General features: G+C 44.7%; 1 rRNA gene. It reads right to left on the bottom strand.

The annotated features are described in order from the left end of the window. Positions 1-765: ribosomal RNA gene (locus EAO38_RS09045) — 23S ribosomal RNA — on the bottom strand; the annotation flags it as partial.

Raw genomic sequence — 765 nt, 5'->3', positions numbered from 1 at the left:
TCAGACTCGCTTTCGCTACGGCTCGTTTTCACTTAACCTTGCCAGACACCACAACTCGCAGGATCATTATGCAAAAGGCAGTCCATCACCCTTGTGGGCCCCTCTGAAGGATTGAAGTCTTTAATTTTTGGTTGGTTGTTTTTGGTTGCTTTGGCTAACTCGCACCCGTTGGGTGCAAGGGTTTGAATAGTCCTGCCAAACTATTTTTTATTTTTTAGAGCAAAGTTAGGCAAGCATGCTAGCGCAATTTCTTTCCAGTGTCTGCACTCTTCAGCTTTTGCCTCAGCCCTTTCGTGCTCCGCTTCCGCTAAACAAAGTGCAGCGTAAGCACCTTGCTCGAGATTTTTAATACCGCCATACTGATCTTTAACTCTAGCTTGATCCTCAGCACCGCCACTTAAGCGCCTGCCGGTTCGCTTGCTGTAGTAAAGCCCAGTATCGTTATTGCGAACGAAGTTTACTTTTTCCATTCGTGTCCTCCTTTAATGAACTTTGGAAAAACACTCCCTAACTCTCTAGGGTAGATCCGTAGAAACGAGAGTGCTAACAAAAACAAATAAAGGTGAAAGCACCAACACAATCATCGCAAAAGAGCAACGATCGTAACCCAAAGTAAACCAATCCACCAACACCAAAAATCTTTAAAAGACCAATCCCTCAAAGGGACCCACAATAGGGCTCTGAATGATTGTAAGTAGATGGTTTCAGGTTCTATTTCACTCCGTTACCCACGGTTCTTTTCACCTTTCCCTCACGGTACTTGTG

The organism is Helicobacter vulpis (genome assembly GCF_003660395.1).
Taxonomy (GTDB): domain Bacteria; phylum Campylobacterota; class Campylobacteria; order Campylobacterales; family Helicobacteraceae; genus Helicobacter; species Helicobacter vulpis.
Note: the sequence above shows the minus strand (reverse complement) of the source record. Positions and strands in the feature narration are given on the sequence as shown.